Annotated in this window: 25 protein-coding genes; 3 read left to right on the forward strand and 22 right to left on the reverse strand. The window is 45.2% G+C overall.

Annotated elements, in window-relative coordinates:
* From Q0Y54_RS04385 to Q0Y54_RS04435, 11 genes are all read right to left on the reverse strand, one after another.
* Nucleotides 1-374, reverse strand: a 374-nt coding sequence (locus Q0Y54_RS04385) for a hypothetical protein (protein WP_297964670.1), incomplete at its 3' end; no start/stop codon positions are given.
* An 810-nt stretch (nucleotides 375-1,184) separates the two neighbouring features.
* Nucleotides 1,185-1,964 carry an enoyl-CoA hydratase/isomerase family protein gene (locus tag Q0Y54_RS04390; protein WP_297964672.1) on the reverse strand — a complete coding sequence of 260 codons (780 nt, stop codon included), beginning with the start codon at nucleotides 1,962-1,964 and terminating at the stop codon, nucleotides 1,185-1,187.
* Between the two features lie 294 nt (nucleotides 1,965-2,258).
* The gene (locus tag Q0Y54_RS04395; protein ID WP_297964674.1) at nucleotides 2,259-2,750 is read right to left on the reverse strand and encodes a hypothetical protein; all 492 of its coding nucleotides are present in this window, start codon (nucleotides 2,748-2,750) and stop codon (nucleotides 2,259-2,261) included.
* Between the two features lie 2 nt (nucleotides 2,751-2,752).
* Entirely contained in the window at nucleotides 2,753-4,063 is a 1,311-nt protein-coding gene (locus tag Q0Y54_RS04400) for a response regulator (protein WP_297964676.1), read from the reverse strand.
* A 142-nt stretch (nucleotides 4,064-4,205) separates the two neighbouring features.
* Nucleotides 4,206-4,481, reverse strand: a complete 276-nt coding sequence (locus Q0Y54_RS04405; protein ID WP_297964678.1) for an HU family DNA-binding protein — start codon at nucleotides 4,479-4,481, stop codon at nucleotides 4,206-4,208.
* Nucleotides 4,482-4,615: 134 nt separating this feature from the next.
* Nucleotides 4,616-5,488 (reverse strand): NAD(P)-dependent oxidoreductase, encoded by an 873-nt coding sequence (locus Q0Y54_RS04410; RefSeq protein WP_297964680.1) that lies wholly within the window; start codon nucleotides 5,486-5,488, stop codon nucleotides 4,616-4,618.
* Nucleotides 5,489-5,701: 213 nt separating this feature from the next.
* The gene (locus Q0Y54_RS04415; RefSeq protein WP_297964682.1) at nucleotides 5,702-7,003 is read right to left on the reverse strand and encodes a transposase; all 1,302 of its coding nucleotides are present in this window, start codon (nucleotides 7,001-7,003) and stop codon (nucleotides 5,702-5,704) included.
* Nucleotides 6,963-7,607, reverse strand: coding sequence for an IS607 family transposase (locus tag Q0Y54_RS04420; RefSeq protein ID WP_297964684.1), 645 nt, complete (start codon nucleotides 7,605-7,607; stop codon nucleotides 6,963-6,965). The genes Q0Y54_RS04415 and Q0Y54_RS04420 overlap by 41 nt, the downstream gene beginning before the upstream one ends.
* A gap of 373 nt (nucleotides 7,608-7,980) precedes the next feature.
* Nucleotides 7,981-9,339 (reverse strand): PIN domain-containing protein, encoded by a 1,359-nt coding sequence (locus tag Q0Y54_RS04425; RefSeq protein WP_297964686.1) that lies wholly within the window; start codon nucleotides 9,337-9,339, stop codon nucleotides 7,981-7,983.
* An 18-nt stretch (nucleotides 9,340-9,357) separates the two neighbouring features.
* On the reverse strand, nucleotides 9,358-10,971 hold the full coding sequence (locus Q0Y54_RS04430; protein WP_297964688.1) for a peptide chain release factor 3: 1,614 nt from the start codon (nucleotides 10,969-10,971) through the stop codon (nucleotides 9,358-9,360).
* A 120-nt stretch (nucleotides 10,972-11,091) separates the two neighbouring features.
* Entirely contained in the window at nucleotides 11,092-12,963 is a 1,872-nt protein-coding gene (locus Q0Y54_RS04435) for a cation-translocating P-type ATPase (protein ID WP_297964690.1), read from the reverse strand.
* 253 nt (nucleotides 12,964-13,216) lie between these two features.
* On the opposite strand from Q0Y54_RS04435, the gene Q0Y54_RS04440 reads away from it, so the two are divergent.
* Complete coding sequence (locus Q0Y54_RS04440; RefSeq protein ID WP_297964692.1) at nucleotides 13,217-13,810, forward strand: TetR/AcrR family transcriptional regulator; 594 nt, start codon at nucleotides 13,217-13,219, stop codon at nucleotides 13,808-13,810.
* A gap of 226 nt (nucleotides 13,811-14,036) precedes the next feature.
* Here the strand turns inward: Q0Y54_RS04440 and Q0Y54_RS04445 are convergent, their stop codons facing one another.
* A complete protein-coding gene (locus Q0Y54_RS04445) occupies nucleotides 14,037-14,435 on the reverse strand; it encodes a TM2 domain-containing protein (protein ID WP_297964694.1) in 399 nt (132 codons plus the stop codon).
* Between the two features lie 139 nt (nucleotides 14,436-14,574).
* Here Q0Y54_RS04445 and Q0Y54_RS12625 point away from each other — a divergent pair, with 139 nt between their 5' ends.
* Together Q0Y54_RS12625 and Q0Y54_RS04450 are read left to right on the forward strand one after the other, a co-directional pair.
* Complete coding sequence (locus Q0Y54_RS12625; protein ID WP_366072273.1) at nucleotides 14,575-14,862, forward strand: 4Fe-4S binding protein; 288 nt, start codon at nucleotides 14,575-14,577, stop codon at nucleotides 14,860-14,862.
* Nucleotides 14,805-16,361 (forward strand): diguanylate cyclase domain-containing protein, encoded by a 1,557-nt coding sequence (locus Q0Y54_RS04450; RefSeq protein ID WP_297964696.1) that lies wholly within the window; start codon nucleotides 14,805-14,807, stop codon nucleotides 16,359-16,361. Before Q0Y54_RS12625 ends, Q0Y54_RS04450 begins: the two co-directional genes overlap by 58 nt.
* A gap of 153 nt (nucleotides 16,362-16,514) precedes the next feature.
* Here Q0Y54_RS04450 and Q0Y54_RS04455 read toward each other — a convergent pair whose 3' ends face one another.
* The 10 genes from Q0Y54_RS04455 to Q0Y54_RS04500 form a co-directional block, all read right to left on the reverse strand.
* Complete coding sequence (locus Q0Y54_RS04455; protein ID WP_297964698.1) at nucleotides 16,515-17,714, reverse strand: MFS transporter; 1,200 nt, start codon at nucleotides 17,712-17,714, stop codon at nucleotides 16,515-16,517.
* Between the two features lie 185 nt (nucleotides 17,715-17,899).
* Nucleotides 17,900-18,487, reverse strand: coding sequence for a 3'-5' exonuclease (locus tag Q0Y54_RS04460; RefSeq protein ID WP_297964700.1), 588 nt, complete (start codon nucleotides 18,485-18,487; stop codon nucleotides 17,900-17,902).
* Nucleotides 18,488-19,026: 539 nt separating this feature from the next.
* Nucleotides 19,027-19,224 carry a hypothetical protein gene (locus Q0Y54_RS04465; RefSeq protein WP_297964703.1) on the reverse strand — a complete coding sequence of 66 codons (198 nt, stop codon included), beginning with the start codon at nucleotides 19,222-19,224 and terminating at the stop codon, nucleotides 19,027-19,029.
* A gap of 105 nt (nucleotides 19,225-19,329) precedes the next feature.
* A complete protein-coding gene (locus Q0Y54_RS04470) occupies nucleotides 19,330-20,271 on the reverse strand; it encodes an IS3 family transposase (protein ID WP_297964705.1) in 942 nt (313 codons plus the stop codon).
* A complete protein-coding gene (locus Q0Y54_RS04475; protein WP_297964708.1) occupies nucleotides 20,268-20,705 on the reverse strand; it encodes an HTH domain-containing protein in 438 nt (145 codons plus the stop codon). Before Q0Y54_RS04475 ends, Q0Y54_RS04470 begins: the two co-directional genes overlap by 4 nt.
* Nucleotides 20,706-20,998: 293 nt before the next feature.
* Nucleotides 20,999-21,631, reverse strand: a complete 633-nt coding sequence (locus Q0Y54_RS04480; RefSeq protein ID WP_297964710.1) for an Rpn family recombination-promoting nuclease/putative transposase — start codon at nucleotides 21,629-21,631, stop codon at nucleotides 20,999-21,001.
* Nucleotides 21,632-21,765: 134 nt separating this feature from the next.
* A complete protein-coding gene (locus Q0Y54_RS04485) occupies nucleotides 21,766-22,233 on the reverse strand; it encodes a hypothetical protein (RefSeq protein ID WP_297964712.1) in 468 nt (155 codons plus the stop codon).
* A gap of 27 nt (nucleotides 22,234-22,260) precedes the next feature.
* A complete protein-coding gene (locus tag Q0Y54_RS04490) occupies nucleotides 22,261-22,650 on the reverse strand; it encodes a (deoxy)nucleoside triphosphate pyrophosphohydrolase (RefSeq protein WP_297964714.1) in 390 nt (129 codons plus the stop codon).
* 15 nt (nucleotides 22,651-22,665) lie between these two features.
* The gene (locus Q0Y54_RS04495) at nucleotides 22,666-24,147 is read right to left on the reverse strand and encodes a DUF3427 domain-containing protein (RefSeq protein WP_297964716.1); all 1,482 of its coding nucleotides are present in this window, start codon (nucleotides 24,145-24,147) and stop codon (nucleotides 22,666-22,668) included.
* Between the two features lie 39 nt (nucleotides 24,148-24,186).
* Nucleotides 24,187-24,716, reverse strand: a 530-nt coding sequence (locus tag Q0Y54_RS04500) for a DEAD/DEAH box helicase family protein (RefSeq protein ID WP_297964718.1), incomplete at its 5' end; no start/stop codon positions are given.

The following is a 24,716-nucleotide window of genomic DNA, read 5'->3' on the forward strand; positions in this document are numbered from 1 at the left end:
GCACCATATAAATTTTTCACCTTTCCCCCCTGCAAGGTAGCCGAAAAGCCGGAAAGATTTATGGGATCGGGGGTGTCAGTGTAATTCAGGGCACCGGCAAAGCTATCTCCTTGATAATCCGTCGGAACTCCTGTAATAAGCAGCTTCTTAACATCGTTATAATTTATGTGCCATATATAATTGGTTGTTTCGGGAAATTGATATCTATCCAAATAGGTATCCATTTCTTCAGGGGTCATATTATCGGTTATTGTCACCGTATCGCTGACATTACCGGCTGATGCTGCAGATATGGGCAGCATGGCACTGGTTACTCCCAGGGTGAGACCGGCCAATACCAGCCGGGTCAGGTTTTTGTTACGTTTTATTGACATAATTTGCCTCCATCCTCTTTGGGTATAAAAAATCAATTTTATGTATTGTCGAATTTTTAACGTGAACTAATTCGACATTTGTGGAGGAAAATCCTGCTAAGAATAAAAAAATGAGGGACACCTCATCCACCGTCTGCGACGGTCCACCGACGCGTAGCTAGTCCTGAAAGGGCGACGCGAATCTAGTCCTGAAAGGGCGACGCGTAGCTAGTCCTGAAAGGGCTTCCCCTCCCCTACGGGACTAGCTCATTGCATTCGCGTCGCAAGGGGAAGGCTTTGCACAGACCGGGGGTAATTAGCTTGAACCCCACGCTAACGGGTGCTAATTCTCCTTCCTTCTAGGTGGGAGAAAAGCATCCATAGCGGTCAGTGTCAGCTGCTCAGCTAAGGTCATGGTCTTGCTTTGCAGGACACTTTCGCATGGGACGTATTAACCAACAGGCTTTGCCTATTGGATACGTCCGCAAAGCTCTGGATTAATTCGACTACATTCAGTGGGCGTATAAATCTCCCACTGAATAAGTCTCATTTAACAATAGACTGGGCTGCGTGAAGAAAATATTTTTTGCACACTAAAATTAGCTGGAAAAATTACCTGTCTGAGCAACGCGAGTTGTAATTTTTCCAGCTATGTAATTTAAAGCAAAATAATATTTATAGCAGCTCTGTCGTGTGAAAGCTAATATCCCCGGCCATTCCCCCTTCGGGAACACCTCATCCACCGTCTGCGACGGTCCCCCTTCCCCTCTAGGGGAAGGCTCAATTCCGCATTCCGAATTCCGCATTAACCTCAAGGGGGAAGGCTGTTGGTTATTTTCCCTGGAATACAGGGGGGCGTTTTTCGGAGAAGGCTTTTATTCCCTCCCGGAAGTCTTCGGTACCCAACAGCATGGCCATGGCCATGGATTCATAGGTCAGGGTTTCATCCAGAGAGGCACCGTAATTGTTGATTTCCTTTTTCATCATGGCCAGGGCCAACGGGGCGGCCCCGGCGATTTGTTTGGCGGCGGCCATGGTCTTTTCCCGCAGCTCCCCAGCATCAAATACATCATTGACCAGGCCTAAGGACAGGGCCTCCTGAGCCTCCACCGGCCGGGCGGTAAACATCAATTCCTTGGCCTTGGACAGGCCTACGGCTTTGGCCAAAAAGTAATAGCCGCCACAATCCGGGGCCAAACCGATATTGGCAAAGCTTTGGATAAATTTTACTCCCTTGGCGGCATAGCACAGGTCACAGGCCAAGGCAATATTAAAGCCTGCACCGGCGGCCACCCCATTTACCATGGCAATAACCGGCTTGGACATGCTGTATATCAGCTTCACCACCATGCCGGCCTGGGCCACGAACTGCCGACGCTCCTCCGTGGTTTTTAAATTATCCAGGGAGGCCAGATCCCCGCCGGCACAAAAGCCCCGGCCCTCACCGGTGAGTACCACCACCCGCACAGCAGGATCATGCTCAGCTGTATGGAGCTTCTCCAGCCAGCCATTTATAAGCTCCAGGCTCATGGAATTTAAGCTCTTGGGCCTATTCAGGGTTAAAATGGCTACTCCATCCTCAATTTCATACTTTACCACCGGTTCTGACATGACAACTCCTCCTCATATGATATATATTCTCTCTATTGGTATTCTACCGCAAAAGAGCCGGCTGCATGGCAACCAGCTCCTAAAATCCAAATCATTTTTACTATGAACACTTAGCAAGCACAAGCCTACGGCGCAGTGGGAGCTTAGTGTTCGTTGTAAGGGCGTAGTGCGAAAAACCGTTTCGCACGGAGTTTATTATGAAATCTTAGCGAAACAAATCCGAAGGATGCAGATGAGCTCTAGATTTCGTTGTAAGGGCTGATGAAAGCCCTTATGCTTTCATCTTGCTTACTGCTATGCGGCAATATCCACATTAGCCCCCCGATACTTCAAGCCATCGGTTTTCTTCAAATCCTGTTGATATGGATTGTCCTCGTTGTAATACTTGATTTGCGTATTGGTCTCCCCACCGGAAATATATGAGCGGCCGCATTCCGGACAAATATCCGTCTTCAGGCGAACCGTAGCCCGTTCTACATGGCCATTATTATTTCTGGCCTTGTTATAGGCATTTGAAACATGCTCCTGCTCGTGGCCCAGTACCACTGCCGCCGCATTATTTGGATCAATGTGACCAGGGGCCTTAAAGGAAACCATTTCATCAGAGCCATCGGTATATTTGCGGTTCTTGCAGGTCTCGCACTCAGCCGGGGAGGACTTTCTGCCGGGCTTTATCTGATGCTCCGGGCCCACTCCCTTGCCATCTGTCCCTTGAGGCCCCTGGGCCGCAAAGGAACCCGTTCCGTAGCCATAGCCTGAATAACCACCAATTCCACCAATCTCCACCTTCAGCACCTCCAATCCATTAATGTGAGAAATACGTAGGCCATTTCACCAAAGGTAACGGTATTTACTGCCCGTATACCCATTTTTACCAATTTTAGATTACCATTTTTCATGGTCAGACGCAACTCCACCGTATTATAGCTGTGACTGCGGTTATTGACCACATTGACGCCGGCTCTGAGCAGGTTATAATCGTCAGCGTGGACTACATTTTTTATATTATTCTGGGTTAGTTGGCGCATTTCATTTTGGGATCTGTAGCCCAGCAGCTCCACTATATCCCTGTTATAATGAATCAGCTCACCCGTGTCAGTACGAAAAGCCAAAAAGCCGCCCGGCAGATATTCCGTCAAAGCATTGGCCAACCGCAGCATATCAGTATTGAGTATTCGCCTGTATACCTTTGTATGGTCGGCCTGTTCTTCATAAAACCTGCTCTTGTCCTCATGCATGTTCTTTTCAGCCTTGGCAACTTCCGTTTCAATATTTCTAAAGCCCATGGCCAGGGCCATTCCCACAGAGGCAGAAATGGTTTCCGTCCAGCAGTTCTTTAGCTTCATAACCTTTTTATCCAAGGAGCTTTCATTTTCATCGAAGGACAACACCACAAATTCATCACCCCCCAGGCGATAAATCTCCCCATCATAAAAAATCTGCTTTGTGGTAGCTGCAACGCTTTTTATGAGCAAATCCCCGGCGGTATGGTCCACCTCCTCATTTACCGTCTTTAAGCCATTGATATCCAGGTACACAATACCCAGGGTCCGGTCATTGCCATCCGGTAATTGGGAATACTTGCCGATATCCTCGTAATACCCTTTGCGGTTTTTCACGCCAGTCAATGCATCTGTGGTGGAATCCACCACCATCTTTTCATTTTCCAATAAACGGATAATATTATTAAGGCGGGTAAGAATAAGCTTAGGAATATAGGGCTTGGCGATAAAGTCGAATACTCCCATATCCAGGCAGCGAATTTCCTCATTAATACTGCTGTGGACTGTGGTAACCACAATAGGCACCTTGGAAAGATTGGTATCCTCCTTCACTATCTCAATAAATTCATAGCCGTTCATAACAGGCATATTAATATCCAAAATCACCACAGAAATATCCCTATATTGTTCACGCAAAAAGTTCAGCCCTTCCAGGCCGTTAGAAGCCGTAATAACATTAAAATGCCCCTCCAGAATATTGCACAATATTTCCCGGTTTATAACATTGTCCTCTACCACCAGCAGAGTTGGCCTATACATGGCCAATTCCCTATTGATTTCCTGCTCACGTTCAATGCCCAACACGATTATCACCATCCTAACAGCATACAGCTTCCACAAAGAATGCTCTATTATCTACTTTTCGACAAGTAACAGAAAATTCCTGCAAAAAATAAAACCCCCGGTATAAACCAGGGGTTGTGTGGTCAGTGCCACGTCACAGCATTAATAAAAAGGATTAGCCGTTAACTGCATCCTTGAGGGCCTTACCAGCCTTGAATGCCGGAACCTTGGCGGCAGCAATCTTGATTTCCTCGCCAGTCTGAGGGTTGCGGCCGGTACGGGCGGCACGCTCGTTTACCTTAAAGGTACCGAAGCCTACCATCTGCACAGCATCACCTGCTACGAGGGCTTCCTGAATTGCTTCCATGGTAGCCTTCAATGCAGCACCTGCATCCTTCTGAGTCAACTCTGCCTTCTCTGCAATCTTTGCAACTAATTCTGCTTTTGTCATAGTGTTCAATTCTCCTCTCAGTTCTTTAAACTTCTAGTATAATAGCATAGTGAACGTATTTTGTCCAATTTCACCCCAAAAAAATCATGAAATTAGTTAAAGCATCACTATTAGCAACTGAAAATTAATCTAATTTAAGCCTTATCTAGGTACCACTTTATAATCGCCTGGGTCCCCTTATCATCCATTCCCTTGTCCGAAAGGATATCATACAGTTCCTTGGTCTTTAGCAGGCCGGGCAGCTCAAGGCCGGCCTCCTGGGCGGATTCTATGGCAATACGCATATCCTTGATAAAGTGTTTGATATAAAAGCCCGGAGCGTAATCCTCCTTCAGCATACGGCGGCCAAGGTTGGACAGGGACCAGGAGCCTGCCGCCCCTGTTTCAATGGTTTCCAGTACCTTTTGGGGGTCCAGGCCCATTTTCTTGGCATAGAACAGAGACTCGGCCACCCCCAGCATACCGGCAGCAATGGCAATCTGGTTGGCCATCTTCGTATATTGGCCGGAGCCTGCAGGACCAAAATAATTAATGGTCTTGCCCATAGCCTCAAACACCGGCTTTGCAGCATTAAAGGCCGCCTCATCGCCCCCCACCATAATAGCCAGGGTACCATTTTTTGCCCCCAAATCCCCACCTGATACCGGGGCATCCAGGGCAGATACCCCCTTGGCCTGAGCCGCCTCGTATATTTTCTTGGCCAAAGCCGGGCTGGAGGTGGTCATGTCAATAACAATGCCGCCCTCCTTGGTGGAGAGAATGCCCTGCTTACCAAGGTAAACCTCCTCCACATCCTTGGGATAGCCTACGATAGAAATAACCACATCGGCATCCCTGGCCACCTCTGCCGGTGTATCACACCATTTCATGCCCTCATCAATAAGGGGCTGGGCCTTGGCCTTGGTTCTGTTGTACACGGCCACATCAAAGCCGGCCTGCTTTAAATGACGGGCCATACTGCTCCCCATAACACCGGTGCCCACAAAGCCTATAGCTTTAATTTCCATATTTTGCTTGCCGTTACTGAAAACTTATAAAAAGCTATACATTTCGTAAGAAAAGCTAACTTTTACGTTTCATTCCTCGTTCCTTCCCGTAAAGGGCGTTTCGCATCCGCTTTTACCCGCGCAAGCACGAAGCTACTCGCGTTTGATGTAATGCTCCAGAGGCTTAAATTCCCCGCCAACGAACGGGTACATATCTGCATTGACTTGTCAGTGTCAGCTTGCAGATTGAGATAGTTCCGTTTCTCCATAGCGTTTGAGATTCAAAGATGCTTGGAAGTCACGGTCTATTACGTTGCCACAGTGCGGGCAGATATATGTCCTGTCTGATAGCTTCAGGTCTTTATTTATATATCCGCATTCGACGCAGGTCTTGGAACTGGGATACCAGCGGTCAGCAATAACTACGGAAATTCCTGCCCAATGTGCCTTGTATTCAATCTGCCTGCGGAATTCATAAAGATTCTGTTCCTGAACTTTTTCAGACAGGTGCTTGTTCTTCATCATGCCCTGCACATTCAGATCTTCAAGGCATATAAACCTTGGTTTTCGATCTATAATTGCTCTTGTTGCCTGATGTACATGATTGGCTCTGATGTTAGCCAGCCTGTTATTGATTCGAAAAAGTCGTTTTTCACTTTTTATAAGGTTGCTTGTTTTACAGTAACTATCTCCTTTCTTGTTCATCTGGTATTTGCGAGATACCTGACGCTGCAACCTGCGTCTCGTTTTCTTGAGTTTCCTTACTGTATGGCTCTTGTTGATATTCCTGACCTTGTTGGTGTCAGAGATTATCGCTAAGTCCTTGATGCCTAAATCAATGCCTACACCTTCAGTATATGGGCGGGCAGGCTGTTTGCGAACGAATTTCAGTCCTCTCATTGGCTTTAGTTTATGCTTGACTACAAAGCCAATGCCCAGCCACCAGTTTTCGCCGTCAAAGGTTATCCTCGGATTAGTGTACTTTGTACCAACAGGAATTTTGCCCTTTTCGGCAAGCCTTATCCAGTTGAGCCGTTGGCGGTTCTTTTTCTTGCTGTCAGCAATGCTCTCCAGCTTGACATGTGTATCTGTGAACTGGATTTTCACATTATCTTGATAGAAGCGGAAATCACAATTCTTCCTGCTGCGAAATTTTGGATGTCCGTTCATGTCATAGACTGTCAGTTTTTTGCCGACACGGGCGCAGTGAGTGATTTTCCTGGGAGAATACCTGACATAGCCAGGCCGTTTCTGTTTGCGGAAGAAGTTTCCGTAAGCCCTGCACAGGTCTTTGATAGCCTGTTTTGTAACATTATTAGATATGCTGAGCAGCCAGGGGTATTCTCCTGAATTGCGGAGCAGCGTGAATTCCTTGCGAAGGTCATAATCACTTTGAAGCTTCCTGCCTCCCCTGAAATTCTCCATCTGCTTGTCCAAAGCCCAGTTGTAGGCAAATCTGGCAGCACCTGCAAACTGGAACAGCTTAGTTCTCTGCTTATTGTTCGGCAATAGTCGTATCTTGATTGACTTTATCATCTGAATCACCTCCCACTAACTCTTGAATCATCTTCTTCGCCTTGTGCGCCCGTTTTCCTTGAAGCTTACAGCTAAACACTGTAATTATTTGCACCAAGTCTTCGACCAGCTCTTCCTGCTCGCTCTTTTGAGTAGTATCGACTATTTCTATCTTACAACCATGTATAGCCGCAATAGTTTCAATTAGCTCAAAGCCGAAGCGCAACAGCCTGTCCTTATAAAGAATAACCACTTTTTCGGCCTGATTGGATTCAATCCTACGAATGAGGTCTTGCAGCCCTTTCTTCTTGTAATTGATTCCAGAGCCTATATCTGTGATTATTTCAAAGGGCTGCCCTTGGGCATACAGATATGTTCTCAAGTTATCGACCTGACGTTCAAGGTCATCTTTTTGTTTAGGGCTTGATACCCTGCAATATCCGATAACCTTTTTAGGTGCTGTCTGAACACCTGTCACGGTATTTAATTGGTCTTCCGAGTAATACCTGTAACCATTGGACGAAGTGTGATGAGGATGGAGTTTTCCGCTCCTATCCCAGTTTCTCAGGGTTTGTGGGGTGACTCCGATGATTTTAGCAAATTTATTGATAGTATAGTATTCCAAGTTCATCACCTCAATACTATTATATCAATAAGTTGTAATTTAATCAAGATTATTTTATAATTATTTATAACTTTACTTTATCTGTTCATCAGCCTCCAATCTTTCTAAAAACAAGGTCGCGTATACTTTCGCCATAACTTATCTGTATTCCTGCTTTCCAAGAAAAAAAGGATTGTTCACATAAAAATGAACAATCCTTTATTCCACAATATTCCACAACACAGCTGGGTGAATTATGATCTGCTGCGTTATCCCACGCCAAGGGGGCATTATGTACTATTTCAAATTTAATCTCAGCCTGCCAATGGGCTTGGCGCCACGGAGCAGATGTCAGGGCTCCCATGGGACAAGTCCTCACTGAATAACCCCTGCTCTACTCATCGGCTGAGGTATTGCGGGCGGCTGGTGCAGGGGTTCGCCTGCGGGCAGCTGTACCGGACCGGTGAGGGCTGCGCCGCTGACGGCCTGCACTATTAGTATTGGTTCTGGTCTGTACTCGCGGACGTCTGTATGTACGCCTTGGCCTTGAGGCTGGTTCAGGCGTATTGTCCGCATCTGGGTCTGGCTCCGTTACTTCTGCGGCTTTCGGTGTTTCACCAGCTGCAGCTTGCTCCGTTGCCTCTCCATTTGTCGCCAAAGTGACTGCCGCTACAATAGCCGCCGCCTCGGCCTCCACATCCTCACCGGCCAGAGCCTCCTCGGACAGGGCCTCCATAACAATTTCCATCATGGACTGCTGGGAAGCGATTCCCTCCAGATTAATTTCCCGGACAGCCGGCTCCCGCTCAATGGCGGCCGCCATAGCCTCCGGTGTAGCCTCAGCCATTTCCGCGGCGGCCACCGAGGCCTTATAAATTCCCCGCAGAGTCTTGTAAATAGCCTTGATTTTCTGGTAAAGCTCACTGCCCTCCTTGCGCCCCATAATGCTGTTGAGGCTGCGATAAAATTCCATCTTGGTGGTGGTCAGCTGCAAAGCCTTGTACACCTGCTCCGCCTGATGATAATTAAGGGGCACCTTGTGATTGATTTTAATTGTATTTAAAATCTTGGTACAAATGGACTGATAGGACCGCTTATCCTTTTCATCAGGGGAAATATCCGGCAGGGAAGCCTCCACCTCCGCTGTGTCCTCTGTCCTGGCCTCTACCCGCGGCCGCGGGGTCCGTTTTCTCGTCACCGGCTTCTGGGGCGTCTCAAGGCTTTCAGCCATGGCTTCTCCCCCGGCCGGGGACTCCTCAGGAGGATTATCCCGGGTCTCCCCATAATCACTGTCCGACAGCAGCTCCTCCACCGTCTGGATAATCTCAATCTCATCGGTGATTTCCGTAATAACATCCGGGTCACTTTCGTCAATAGCCTCATTATTTTGATGCTTCAGAGCCCAGCTGATATCCTTGCAGCGGAAAATCTCCTTGCGGTCCCGCTGCTGGGCCATGGTAATGGCCGCATCATAGCCCTTGTCCCGGCTGATAATATAATAATTATTATCAGCGGCATAATCACACATAAGGGCGGTAATCAGCTGAAAATCCAAGGCATTTTCCACCCCGTTTTCAATCTTTGTAAACCGGAGATTGCCCTGGGTCTGTAACAGCTTTTGTACCACATCAATCTTTAGGGTATCTGCCTTGTCGCTATAAAACAGATACAGGTTATCCTCAGGGGTGAGCTTCTCTACCCCCTTTAATCCTTCATTATGAACATTTTCATAATCAATATAAAAATTTGCCACGTTCTTACCTACCTAATTTTACACTTCTTTTCTGTCAACAGGCACCGTATGGAGCTCCAGGTCAGGATTATTGTCCGTAATCCACCCCAATGCCCATTCATTGCTTACCAACAGTACAGGATTTTCCCGACGATCATATACGAACATACCCCGATCTGCACCACGGAGGCTGGAGGGCGTAACCTCACGGCCATCCTCATAGGTCAGCCAGCGGGCCACCTCATAGGGCTGCATGTTCATAACGATATCCACCCCATACTCATTCTTCAGCCGATATTCCAGCACCTCAAACTGCAGGGTACCTACCGTGCCCACAATAAAGGAATCCGTCCCGGCTCCTGCCTGACGGAAGAGCTGAATGGCTCCCTCCTGGGTCAGCTGTTCAATGCCCTTAACAAACTGCTTGCGCTTCATGGTGTCCTTGGCACTTACCCGGGCGAATTTCTCCGGCGGAAATACCGGGAAGGCCTCATACTCAAACTTCCTGGAATTGTCGCAGAGGGTATCGCCTATGCCAAAAATCCCCGGGTCAAAGAGACCCACGATATCCCCGGGATAGGCCTCCTCCACAATCTGACGGTCCTGGGCCATAAACTGCTGGGGCTGGGCCAGCTTAATGGCCTTGCCGCTGCGCTTATGGTACACGCTCATGCCCCGCTCAAATTTACCGGAGCAAATGCGGATAAAGGCCAACCTGTCCCGATGGGCCGGATTCATATTGGCCTGAATTTTAAAGACAAAGGCGGAGAACTGGTCATCCTCCGGCTTGATAAGTCCCTCAGAGGACTGACGGGCCTGGGGCTCCGGGGCCAGCTTCAGGTATTCCTCCAGAAAGTTCTGGACCCCAAAATTGGTCATAGCCGAGCCGAAAAACATGGGGGTCAGCTCCCCACGGGCCACCTTATCCAGATCAAAGGCCTCGCCGGCCATATCCAACAGCTCAATATCATCCATCAAGGTCTGATGGGCTTCCTGGCCCAGCATCTCCGCAAATTCCGGGTCATCCAGGGAGCCGGTAACAGAGGCCCGGGTATTTTGACCATGGGAGGTATCATCCTCAAACAGCTCAATCTGCTTTTTCTGGCGGTCATAAACACCAAAATACTTGCCATCAGTGCCGATTGGCCAATTCATGGGATAGGAACGGATGCCCAGCACATGTTCCAGCTCGTCCATAAAATCAATTGGTGCCTTGCCAAAGCGGTCCAGCTTGTTGACGAAGGTGAAAATGGGAATTCCCCGCTGCTTGCAGACCTTAAACAGCTTCTTGGTCTGTGCCTCCACGCCCTTTGCCACGTCGATAATCATAACGGCACTGTCCACCGCCATAAGGGTCCGGTAGGTATCCTCGGAGAAGTCCTGATGGCCCGGGGTATCAAGGATATTGATACAATAATCGCCATAATTAAACTGCAATACGGATGAGGTAACGGAAATACCGCGCTGCTTCTCGATTTCCATCCAGTCAGATACCGCATGGTGAGCCGTCTTTCTGGACTTGACGGAGCCAGCCAGGTGAATGGCCCCGCCGTATAAAAGGAGCTTCTCGGTAAGGGTAGTCTTTCCCGCATCCGGATGGGAAATTATGGCGAAGGTCCGCCGTCTCTTTATTTCATCAGTCAATTGTGACAAAGTCTATTCCTCCACTGTCTAAAAAATCTCGTCATTAAAAATTCACTAAAATATTATATAGGAAACACGGATAAAAGACAATTATGATTTTATTGCTGGTTGCACAATTATTGGGAAAATTTAAACATCAAATTTTCGGTCATACAGCAAGGCCGCGATCAGCACCACCAGGCAGGAGCCTGCATTATGGACCAGGGCCCCGGTGGTAGGCGTCAGCAAGCCCAATACGGAGCAGGCTACCGCCACAAAATTTATACACATGGACAGGCTGATGCTGAACATAATTGTGTTCACGGTAGCGTTGGACAGCCGCTTTAAGTAGGGAATTTGGGCGATATCATCACTCATAAGGGCAATATCCGCCGCCTCCACCGCTATATCACTGCCCATGCTGCCCATGGCCACGCCTCCTGTGGCAGTTTTTAGGGCCGGTGCATCATTTACTCCATCACCAATCATGCAGACGCCCTTCCCGGACTGACTCAATTGGTCAATATTGGCCACCTTGTCCCCGGGCAGCAGTTCGGCCCGTACCGATGTGATGCCTGCCCGCTGGGCAAAATAGGCCGCTGCCTGGGAATTATCACCGGTAAGCAGGACTACCTTGGTATTCATGCTGTGCAGCCTTTGGACCATGGCCTGAGCCTCCGGGCGCAGGATATCCGACAAGGCCAGCAAACCGATACAATTATTTTCCTCAGCCACCAGGATAGACGCTTTTCCCTGCCGTTGGAGGCGCAGCAGCAGCTCCTTTACCGGCGGCGCAAGGGTAACGCCCATTTCGCCTAAATATTTTTCATTGCCGCAATATAGCCTTTTCCCCCGGACCTGGGCATAAATCCCCTTTCCGCTGGTCATTTTAAAATTAACCGCCTCCGGCAATTGGATATTTCTCTGTCCGGCAAAGGCCACAACGGCCTTACCTAAGGGGTGCTCACTTTTGCTTTCCGCTGCTGCGGTCAGGGCCAAAAGCTCCTCTTCACCTATGTTATGGTTCAGCGAAATAACATCGCTTACCTCCAGCCGCCCCAGGGTGAGGGTACCGGTCTTGTCAAAGGCAATGGTGTCCACCTTGCCCATCCTTTCCAGGGCTTCGCCTGATTTGATAATTACCCCGTGTCTGGTGGCCTGACCGATGGCCGCCATTATGGCTGTAGGGGTAGCCAATACCAAAGCGCATGGGCAGAACACCACTAAGACTGTTACCCCTCTGACGATGTCACCGGTAACCAGCCAGGCAGCTATTGCAATAACCAGGGCAATGGGAACCAGCCAGCTGGCCCATTTGTCCGCTATACGCTGCATAGGGGCCTGCTTGGTTTCCGCCTCCTTAACCATGCGAATTAATTTTTCCAGGGAGCTGTCCTCCCCCACTCTGGTGGCCTTTATGTCCACAGCACCAAACTGATTTATGGTACCGCAAAACACCTTATCCCCCTGTCCCTTGTCCACAGGGAGGGACTCCCCCGTCATGATGGACTGGTCCACAGCAGTTTCTCCCTCCACTATTATTCCATCTACGGGAATGGTCTCACCAGGCAAAATACGCAAAATATCCCCCTTGGCAATTTCCTCAATGGCCACCACATATTCCCTGCCCTCCAGAATCCGCCGTCCCTGGCTGGGAGCAAGCTTCAGCAGCTTTTTCAGTCCCTTCCGGGCCCGCTGGGTGGTTTTTTCTTCCAAAATGGCCCCTATGGCCATGATAAAGGCCACCTCCCCGGCGGCGAACAAATCGCCAATGGCAATGGCCGCCAACATAGCCATGGTTATCAGCAATGCAGAGGAAATCTTGCTGATACCCGGATTGTGAACAATCCGCCAAAGGGCCAGATATACCAAAGGAATACCGCAGATAACCACCGTAAGCCAAGCCGGATCCAGGGCCCAATAGACCTCCTGCATTGATAACACAAAGCTGAATATCAGCATTATTCCGCCAAGCAATGTGGCGGGAATGCCTGCCAGCACATTATTGATTTTTTCCACCATAGCTGTGACCTCATCTTTCTTGACTATAGTTTATAACTTCTGTATGATATGTTCATTACCAAACATATTGTTCTGTTTTAGTATATAAACAAATCCTAAGCTGTACAATAATCAAAAAATTTCCTTTATTCGCTACGGAACACTTTGGAAAAATTGTTCATAATTCCCTACGGAACACTTGGGAAAAATCGTTCATCATTCCCTGCGAAACACTTGGGGAAAATCGTTCATAATATTATCTGGAGGAATACCCATGGACAGACGACAGAAGAAAACAAGGGAGGCAATTTTCGCCGCCTTCACCTCTCTATTGGCGGAAAAAAATTACAATCAAATCTCCGTCCAGGAGATTATTGATGCTGCCAACATCGGCCGCACCACCTTTTACGCCCATTTTGAAACCAAGGATTATCTGCTCCGGGACCTTTGTGAGGGGCTGTTCGGTCATATTATTGACACCGCCATGGGCCTTCCTCACGGCCATTATCATTATTCATGCGGCAGTGCCACTGATTCTGTTTTTTTGCATTTACTCCGCCATTTACAGGAAAATGATAACCATATACTGGAATTGCTGTCCTCCAAAAATAATGACCTCTTTCTCCGTTATTTTAAAGGCAACCTAAAAAAATTAATCCGTACCCAATACGCAAAAAAAGGACAATTCCGAAATTCGAAATTGCCCGAGGATTACCTGGTAAACCATATTTCAGCCTCATTTGTTGAAGCAGTAGGCTGGTGGCTATCCCGCAATATGCAGGAAAGCCCCGAGGAAATCACCGAATACTTCCTGGCCACCATTGAGCCAATCCTACCCTCTGGCTTGATAAGTCCCTCAGAGGACTGACGGGCCTGGGGCTCCGGGGCCAGCTTCAGGTATTCCTCCAGAAATTTCTGGACGCCAAAATTGGTCATAGCCGATAACGAGCGTGAATTTTCACGAGTAGAAGGATTAGATATAGCAAACTTGGCAGGTTGATTTATTTAACAATATAATAGCTTAACACAAATAAAAGCTCCATCAAATCACTTTCCATGACTTGATGGAGCTTTACATTTTTTAATAGAATATATTAGGCATAGATATTGCCATGGCCGTCATCCTTGGTGGTAAAGCCAATAATGCCCTCCACAAGTGCCAAAATGGCTGGAATACCGGTCCAACAGAGCAAAATATATATTATGCCCCACATGGTTTTGCCAGTATAAAATTTGTGAACACCAAACCCACCTAACAGGATGGCCAGAAGGCCATAGGCAATCTTGTTGACCAGCTTCTTGTCATCACCCAGTCCCCAGGCTGTACCAGCAGCCACTGTAGAACCGAACTGGGCATCCTGCTGATACGGATTGTTCCCCACACTACCTGCATTGGTGGAAGGGAGCCCCTCCTGAACAGAGCTGCCACAATTGGGGCAATAGGCGGTATTATCATCAACAGACTGACCACAACTCTTACAAATCTTTGACATAAAAAAACCTCCCAAAAAACAATAAATAAAATAATTCCTCTACGACTAATAGTATATCACAAAAATAAAAAAAATCATCTCATATATTGTTAAGATGGATAAGCTAGTATACAATATGGTGTAGTGGTAAAATTTTTTGATGGAGGGACCGGCTGTGCAAGGTAGGGTTTTCACAATAGAGAAAGAATGTACTGCCTGTAACAAATGTATTGAAGTATGCCCTGTAGATATGGCTAATCGGGTCTATAAATCCCTGGACAGAAAGCGGAAAATAGCGGTAAACAGCAAATACTGTATTTCCTGTGGTGCCTGCATTAAGATTTGTGATCACAATGCCCGTGATTATACTGATGATACAGAGGATTTTTTGTGGATCTGGCAATGGGGGATCCTATCCATCTCGTTGTCGCTCCATCGGCCAAGGTAAATTTTTCCAACCTGAACCGGTTATTTGGTTGGCTGAAATCCATGGGAGTAGGTAATATATATGATGTTTCCTTCGGGGCTGATATTTCTACCTGGGCATATCTAAAGGCCAAGGAGGAGCTGTCCCTTTCTTCCGTTATTGCCCAGTCCTGCCCGACCATTGTTAATTATTGCGAGCATTATATGCCTGAGCTGCTGCCTTCCCTGGCCCCTGTTCAAAGTCCCCTGATTTGTCTGGCCATTTATTTGCGGATGAAGGAGAAGCTGAAGGGAAAAATTGCCTTTTTATCTCCATGCATCGCCAAAACCGATGAAATTAATGATCCAAATACACACAGATTGGTATCATACAATATTACCTTTGACAAGCTTAAGCACAAATTAAAGGAAATGAACATAGACCTTGACCAATACCCCGAGGTGGATTTTGATGGAATGAAGCCAGGGATAGGCCATGTATACAGCCGACCGGGCGGGCTGACGGAGACCGTCCGGGTTACCGACAAGGATATGTGGATACGGCAGATAGATTCCGTCTTTCACGTATATCCTTATCTCAATGAATACTATAACCGTCAGAGCAACCAGCTGCCGGTGCCGGAGCTGATAGATATCCTGAATTGTTCAGGGGGCTGCAATTATGGCACTGGAACCAATCAAAGAATATCCATGGATGAGGTGGATTACAAAACCAATATCCGGAAGCAGGAACGGCTTTCGGAGCAGGTTACAGTACAAAATAAGGACTCGATTTATAAAATAGCCCAATATTTTGACAGCTACCTGGATTGGCATGACTTTCGCAGGGAATATACAGACAAGAAAATAGAAAATGGTATGTTTTCGGATGATGACCTGGATGATGTGTTCTACAAGCTGCGGAAAAATACCGTTGAATCCCGGAGCTACAATTGCCATGCCTGTGGCTACAGAAGCTGTAAACGCCTGGCACAGGCGGTCAAGCTGGGAATTAATATCCCTGAGAGCTGTATCGAATATGAGCGAAGCGGCCTTTTGCATGATACCCTGACTCCTCTGCTGAACCATGCGGGACTGGAGGCTGCACTGGAGCAGGCCATGTGGATGTATCACACAAATCAATCCTCTGATTTGGCCGTTCTTATGCTGGATGTAGATGATTTTAAGCAGGTAAATGATTCCTTTGGCCATGATGTGGGCGATGAAGCTCTAAAGGTGGTGGGCATGGCTATAAGCAAGAATATTGGCCGCACTGATTCGGCCGGCCGCTGGGGCGGCGATGAATTTATGGTTATTCTGCCCAATAAGGGACTGAAGGCGGCCCAGGAAACGGCGGAGGCTATAAAGGAGTACGTCAAAACCTCTGATGTTTTGCCAAAAGGGGAGCATTTTACCGTCAGCGTAGGCGTAGCCACAGCCAAGCATGTGGATAATCCCTTTACCCTTTTCCAGCAGGCGGACAGTGCCCTGTATGAGGCCAAGAAGCATAAGGTTTCCAAATCCAGACCACCTAAAGCCTAAATTTTCAACAATTCAACCTGGAATTAAAAAAATAAAATCTAGAATGATAAAATTAAAAAGGGCGTAATCCCCATTGGATATGACTGTCAAAAGCCATTATTCAATGAGGCTTACGCCTTTTTTGATGACTATATGTACTGTTGTCGTTTATTGTCATTTGGTTCTTTTCAATAAGAGGAAATTAACCAGCAGAGCCAGTGACAGAATACCCACCAGGAAGAACACTATTCCCCTCCAGCCTGAAAGGCTGAAGAAATAGCCGCCCCCGGAGCCGATAAGACTTGAGCCCATATAATAGAAGAACATGTACAGGGCTGTAATACGAGCCTTGTCGCTGCTGTCCACCTTGCAGGACCAGCTAAGGGCAGACGCATGGGCACCAAAGAAGCCAAAGGTGAACAGCCCCATGCCCACAACGATCCCCAGCAGGGAAGGATAAAGGGACAGCAGGATACCCACCAGCATTCCGAAAATGGAAACCAGAGCCGTGGGCCCGTTTCCGATACGATCCGAGAGGGCCCCCATCAGGGTTGAAGAAACGGTCCCCACCAAATACAGCAGGTAAAAAAGGCCGATAGCCGTCTGATTGAGGCAATAGGGCTCCGCCAGCAGCACATAGCTGATGTAATTGTAGGCACATACAAAGGGCCCCATGACCATTAGGGCAATGGCGTAAATCGCCACCAGGCGTTTATTGGCAAACAGCCCTTTAAACTCCTCCAAGCCGGAGAAGGGGGCCCTTACATCAATGACATGATGGGCCTTGGGCAGCAGCAGCACAAAGGCAATGCCGATAATGGCATAAGCTGTACCCAAAATTGCCAGGGCCACACGCCAGGAATACAAATCCGTAAAAAAGCTGAGCAGCATACGGCCGGCCAGGCCGCCAATGGAGGTGCCGCTGACATATATCCCCATTACAGCCCCCACTATGGAACTGTCAAATTCCTCACTGATATACGCCGTGGCCATGGCAGGAAAGCCAGCCAATAACAGGCCCTGACAAAGGCGCAGCACTAAAATCAGACCGAAATAATCGCTGAGGGCCATTATCACAGCCAAAATTGCCGACACAATAAGGGCGATAGACATTACCTCTTTTCTGGGCAGCCGCTTGGCAAATTCGGCAATAAACAGCATGGCCAAGGCCATCCCGCCGGTACCAAAGGACACCGCCAGACTGGCTGTAGCCGGCTCCAAGGAAAAGGGATCCGTAAATACGGGTATAATAGGCTGAACGCAATATTCTGCCCCAAAGGTCACCAGGCTGCCGAAAAACAGGGCAATAATGGCCCGCCAGTATTCTCCCGTGCCTTTTTTTATTTTATTGTCTGCTATACTCTGATCATCCATGCCTTGCTCCAAATCTCATTCTGTCCAGGATTATAACGAGCTTTAAGATGTCCCCCACCTCTTTAGGTAGGGGACATCTTAAAGCTCGTTATAGTATTCTATGTATCAGTGGTTATTCCCTGCTGTCTATTTATCTTTATACAGGTCTCTACAGCAGCTGAGGCTCATATGAAGCAATCCTTCCATCAGGCGCTCCGCTGAATTTTCTCTTCCATATATTTCTGGGGATCCCAGCCCATCTCGATCATCTTGTGCAGGATGCGGCCTGTATTGAAGGCATCATCCAAAGCAGTGTGCCAGATACCATCAAAGGACATGCCAAGAGTCTCTATCGTGGCTTTAAGGCCCGGCGTACGCTTCAGACCAGCCATTTCCCTATAAGCTACAGCCAAATTCAGGCAATCCTCCTTGCGAATAGGATTAGCCAGCTTATGACGGAAGCACCCCTGGGACAATACCTTGTAGTCATCATTGCCCCAGGTCACGAAATAGGTTTCCCCCGGCACGTACATGGCAGACAGCATCTTCAGCATATCGCCAAAATTCACACCCTTTTCCATATCCTTGGGGGTAATCATACAGAATTCCATAGCTGCCTTTGCCTGCTTTGGATAAAAATGGGGCTTCACGAAGCTCTGCAGTTTAGTGATATCAGTGGCCCCGTGATATTTTACAGCACCGATTTCAATAATTTCCGGAAAAAAGCCATTTGGCCTGCCCACGGGCTTATTGTAATACGTGAACTCAAAATCTACTACGATAAACTGTGCCATTGGAAACACCCCTTCTCGATAATCCACCATCGACTTTATAATCTGTATATTAGCACTATTGATTAATCTTGAAAAGAGTTGCATGAGCAAAAATACGACCATCATGATGAACATGCGTTCTCAGCCAAAAGCCCTTCCCGGCTTTGAGAAGGACTCCATCGCTCTTATCTGCTCTATCTTATCTATAAAAGCCAATAACCCACACTCTAAAGCTGCAAGCCTTACAAAGCTTCACAAAATCCTTGATATGCAAATATCTAGCACCAAAATATAATACCAGACTATCTATCAGAAAATTCGCCGGCAAGATAATCAGCCATTCACCAGTGGGCAGAAGGTAAAATAACCACATGGGGAAAAGAATATGAATGTATGGGGGTCAATGTCCCGAATTGATACGCCTTGGTATAAAATTACGGAAATTCAGGATAATAATACCAATAACAACAACCACCAATATCTTTTTAACATTCATAAGCCCCCCCAAATAAAAAGGCACCCAACCATATAGGCTAAGTGCTAAAATCACATTTTCTCAGTTATAGAAGTGCATTTTTCTTGCCGATTTCCTTAATCTGGTCAACAGTAAGTTTTGTGAAACGGGCAATCATATCTATTGACATCTTTTCTTTTAGCATGTCAATTACTACTTCAACCTTACCTTCAACCTTACCTTCTGCCTTGCCAGCTTCCCAGCTCTGCTTTTTCTCTTTTTCTATCTCCAATGCCAAAGTCATATACTCTCGCCTCCATTCATCACGGCTCTTTGACAGCTCAACTTCTGTAAAGTGTACCCCTTGTCAAGGACATTTTAAGAAAAAGGGATATTTTTTCAATGGACATTAATTCATTGGTTGTAACACATCCTTTAGAGGATATTGTCCAGTGGTAATGTACATATAGTATTCATTTGGGGATAATTTGGCTAGCTGCCATTGATAACGCTCATTATTATAGTAGTCCATCCAATCATCAATTACCTGTTTAACTTCACGAAAGGACTTACATTTACTCAAGTCAATCTCATCCTTCATATGTCCAAAGAAACTTTCCTGTGGTGCGTTGTCCCAGCAGTTTGCTCTTCTAGACATTGACTGACGCAATTTTTTATCCCTCACGAGCTGAGTGAAACTTATGCTGGTGTAATGACAGCCTTGGTCACTGTGAATCAAAGCTTCTGCGTCCAAGGATATACCGTGTTCACTAATCAGTTTGTTAACTGTCTCCAATACAAAATCAATTTCAAGAGAATCACTGAGTACATACGACAAAATCTGCCTTGTATATGCATCCAAAATCGTCGAAAGATAGCAGAATTTGCCGTCATAGGGAAGGTAGGTAATGTCTGTTAGCAGGACACGTCTTGCTCCATGCTGCACGAATTCCCTATTCAACAGGTTTTTGGCAACTTGGTTGCTTTTGAGTGCCCTGGCCATTCTACGATAAGGATTCGCTTTTCTAATTGGACAGAAAAGTCCATATTTCTTCATCAGCCGACGTATCTTCTTCAAATTCATAACAACAGGTTTCTCCCAATGGAGCATGCACATGTATATACCACGTGCTCCTTTGCTGTATCCTCTTTGCTGATACGCCTTTAAAATAAGCTCAAAGTCCTTACAATCCTGTTGTTCCCTGCGTTCACGTACATCTGCTGTTTGTATCCATCGGTAATACCCGGAACGGGATACACCAGCTATATCGCAAAGCAACTTTACACTCAATAGATTACCTTCCTGTGCCAGTGTTTCTTGTATCACCTCAAATTTATCATGCGCCGTCATGATGACTTTCCTCGTTTGTTGGATAAGCCTTTGAGAATTTTTTTTATAAACTCAACCTCCTGCCTAAGATATTTCAATTCATTTCTCATACGTTCAAAGTTTCCGGTAGGAAAATTGCCAACACAATGTGATTCTTCAATTTCCAGTCGGTCTGCCCCCGGCCTACGTCTACGCTGTTCTCCTTCCTTAAAACCTCTTCCTGAGAGTGCCTCCTTCTTTATCCGCTGTACAATACTATCAATTTGTTTTTGTCCAAACATTTCAAGGTCATATCCAAAATCTTCCAGTAGTTTCCTGGGCGCATTTCCTGCCTGATAGCCTGCCCAGAAAAGTTCCTTGAATTCCGCCTTGAAATACAGCTTGTTTCTAGTGACCTTAAATGTGTACGGATTGGATTTTAGTGCTTTGATTTCTTTGTTTGTGTACTCCTTCATGGGATATTCCTTTCCTGCGTAGAATCCATTGAATAAGAGTACCCTTTGATCAAATGCCCATTAAGAGGGATTTTAAACCTATGACTTATGTATATTCTATGGGATTTCTACCTATTTTCTCGTGTTCATTTTGCAGGGTTAATACCTTATGCTGTGTGTCCAGCAATTGGACGCATGCATTCTTCTGCACTGTTTATTTCACAGGATACCTCCCTTTGAAGTCAGTGTCCACTACTTAGGGATACACCTTATAGGATTTTATCTCGTTAATATATTTTCTGTCCTCCTTCAAGCTAAAATGTAATGGTGTATCCCTTCGTCTTGTCGTGTCCACTTTCTTGGGTATATTTTACTGTGTCAATTTCTTTCATCAGTTCATCTGCTGGCGCATGGCCATCCACATAATCAAGGAAATTCTTAAGTGGCATGGACACATCATCCTTATCACCCTTGGTGCTGAGGAACAGTTTTGTTGTACCATCTTCAAGTTCGATGACCTTATCCTCTGCACACATATTCCTAAAGGTATACTTATGGCGTTTACCAGTAAATACCTCAAAGGTGCAAATGAATATAATATATGTATTGTTCAATGCTTCATAGTCCTGGCCTTTTTCCAAGAGGTCAATGTCTATCATGGCCTGGTAATATCTGGTGCGCTTCACCAGTTCTTCCATGTCCTTGGTGGTCTGCATCTCGATATTGAAAACAGTGCCTTTATCGTCATTAACATAAACATCAAGGCGAATGCTCTTGCTATCCAATCTAACATCAATGGATTTTTCTTCCTCCGGATAGGATATATCCTTTATATCGATATCCAGCAACCGCTGTATAGTCTGCTTGCATATCCTCTTATTGCGCATAATTTTCTGAAAGAGAAAATTATCCTGAATCGTCAGTTCATCATAAGTTTTTCTGGCCATTCTTGCACCTCTCTTTTTCTTAACCAAATTATACCATAATTGTTCACTGTTATCGATATTTACAAATACGTATAATCCGTTACACCGCGGTCAATGGCCCTTCTCTGATTTGAGAACAGCCCTGTGATTTTTAATTATCCATATAATGGGATCAACATTGCATGCGGAGCAGTAAATAATGCCAGTATCCAACACAATTTATTTATAATTCTATCGTCCAAATCAGTATTTACAAATGCAAATCTTCTATTAAAAAAGAAAATGCTCACCGCCGACAGCAGGACCCCAGGAACGGCTATTAAAGTTGCACCAGGAAAATAAAATGTATTCCATTCAGGACAAATTTTATCAACCAGCAAAGCAACTGCCAAAATCAGCAGGGCCCCCAGAATATCGCTTATAAATCCAATGACCCAAATTCTAAAAATACAGTGCTTCCAAAGTTTTACCAAATCCTTAATATGCAAATATCTACCACCAAAATATAATACCAGACTATCTATCAGAAAATTCGCTGGCAAGATAATCAGCCATACACCGGTGGGCAGAAGGTAAAATAACCACATGGGGAAAAGAATATTGTAAAGCCGTTTTTGCATCATATCTTCTCCCCCCAAACATTAAATTTATCAACGCAATATTTCTTTAATTTTTTCTGTCATTGGCTTATCCGCTGGCAGCCAATTCACAGTATCTATTGTTTCTGCCGTAAGCCACTTCATTGCTTCATGTTCCAACAGGGTGACATCCTCTGAAACAAGAGAACACATAAAGCACCGCATATTCAGATGAAAATTGGGATAGTCATATTCCACTACTCCCAAATCCTCACCTACAAAAATATCCGCCTTCAATTCTTCTTTAATTTCTCTCTTTAAGGCTTCCTCTGGTCTTTCCCCAGGCTCAATTTTCCCCCCTGGAAATTCCCAACCATCCTTAAATTCGCCATATCCCCGCTGGGTAGCCAGTATCTTATTGCCCTTGCGTATTACTGCTGCTACTACATTTATTGTTTTCATTAAATCCTCCAAAAATTAACCCATAACATTGCTTTTTAATGTCATAGCATCTTTTGCCAAAAGCTTTCGCTCCAATTTCCAAGTAATATTCATTGGACGACTACCCGTATGAGCCACATAATTTACTGGACCAATAAAAATATAAGGTGCAGTTCCCATACTATTCTTTTTGTAATCTCTTACAAAAAGCAATACTGTATTCCCCATATGCTTATGGTTAATATATCGTTGTCCCGTAGGCGCCATTTCAGATGTGGTACTCTGACTTTGCCAATGAAACAATTCATCGCTAATAAAATAATCATCATACATTGTTGTGGGAGAATAATCTTTATCAGATTTATTAATAGTCACAAAAAACAAATCTGTCTTCTTGTCATTGATATACAAAACACCCTGACGCATGGATGACAATCTAATGTAATCCATAGCTATTAAAATTTGATCCTTGGTATAAGAACAATGTAAATCCAATGGACACTCATATTCTAATAATAATGGCTTATAAAGAATATCTATCCTATCAAGATTGTATTCCAATATTTCTTTTATTTCATTAAGGACCATTGGAGAATCTGACAATAGTTTTAGATTATCCTGAATTTCTGTACTTGCAGGATCAAAGGTCTGTACATTCCAAACAGTAACATAGAACATCCACAACAAATGTTTTTCGTATCCTGATAAACTACTAATATTGGTAGTCTTAATATTAGGCAAATACCTCAGTAAAAACTTGATCCACCGCCTGGAATTAATGGCAACAATTTTTGGAAATGCCTTCTTTATGAACAACTCAGTCATCGGTTCATTATATGTATCAATGACTCCGGCTGACATACAAAGGTCGTAAAAACCGTAATTTTTGTAAATAGTAGAAATAGGCTGATGATAATGTTTTAAGAATTCACTCAATGTAGGAATTCGTTTAGTTTCATTCACAAAATCATTTATCCGTTTAATAATACTTGCCCGATTATTAAAAGCGTGACTAATATTATCAAGTACATACTCCTTCGCCTTTTTCTCCAGCTGAACAAAGCAACCCCTTGGAACTGATGGAAAGCCCTTATCAATTTCTGTTTTCACACTGCGTCTAGTATTGGAAAGTAATGCCGCAAATTTTTCTTCGTAATTATATTTTTTATTTGCCTGACCAACAAAATCTAAAACTGTGAGACAATCCTTTCCCTCACACAATCTAAGACCACGACCTAGCTGTTGTAAAAATACTGTTAAAGATTCTGTAGGTCGTAAAAATAATACAGTATCTATTTCAGGAATATCTACACCTTCATTGTACAGGTCAACTACACAAATAATTTTAATTTTGCCACTTAATAATCGTTCCTTAGCACTATTTCGCTCATCATTTTGGGTATCTGAACTCAGTGCTATAGAACTCAACCCATGCTTATTAAAAAACTCTGACATAAACATAGCATGCTGTATTGATACGCAAAAGGCAATACATTTCATAGTTGATGCATTAGTCACATAGTAACTAATAGAATTAACAATATGTCCTTCTATTTTTTAAGCAATATACAGATCAATAGTATAAATATTGCTAAGCTCTGTTTTATCATAGCCACCATTGGTCCACCTAACGCTGCGTAAATCCACATCATCTGATACTCCAAAATATTGAAACGGGCACAATAGCTTTCTGTTTATTGCTTCAGGAAGTCTTATTTCAGCCGCAATGCGTCCATCAAAATAATCCAAAATTGATTTTCCATCACTTCGCTCTGGAGTAGCTGTCAAACCTAAAAATATTTTGGGCATAAAATAATTTAAAATATTCTGATACGTTTTTGCCGCAGCATGATGAAACTCATCTACGACAATAAAGTCATAATAATCTGCTGCAACATTTTCATATAATTTGCGTGACTCCGCTGTTTGTATTGAAACAAATAAATGCTCAGCACTAGACGGTTTATTATAAGAGCCAACAAATAGCTCACCAAAATTTGGTTCCTTCAACACACTGCGAAAAACCTCTACACTTTGCTTTAATATTTCTTCCCTATGTGCTATAAATAACAATCGTGCAGAATCGT

It is taken from the genome of uncultured Anaerovibrio sp., from assembly GCF_947302755.1.
In the GTDB taxonomy this organism is placed as follows: Bacteria; Bacillota; Negativicutes; order Selenomonadales; family Selenomonadaceae; genus Anaerovibrio.